Below are 237 nucleotides of genomic sequence, written 5' to 3' on the forward strand. Positions count from 1 at the left end.
TGTAACGGATCACGTCGGCGGTGTGGTTGGTGATGATGTCCATATAGACCTTCATCCCCATGCCATGCGCCGCATCGACGAAAGCCTTGAACTCGTCCCGCGAGCCGAAATGACTGTCAGGGCGGGTGAAATCGGTCACCCAATATCCGTGATAGCCCGCGCTCTCCTCGCCTTTCGGGCCCTGCACAGCCTTGTTCTGGAAGATCGGCGCGAACCAGATCGCGGTGATGCCCAGGT

General features: G+C 59.1%; 1 protein-coding gene. It reads right to left on the minus strand.

Annotated features, from left to right (window positions below; genetic code table 11):
* Positions 1-237: alpha-amylase family glycosyl hydrolase (locus tag RYX56_RS26850; protein WP_317124491.1), on the minus strand; the 237-nt coding region annotated here is incomplete at both ends.

This window comes from Alkalihalophilus lindianensis (assembly GCF_032843265.1).
GTDB classification, from domain to species: domain Bacteria; phylum Bacillota; class Bacilli; order Bacillales; family Bacillaceae_D; genus Alkalihalophilus; species Alkalihalophilus lindianensis.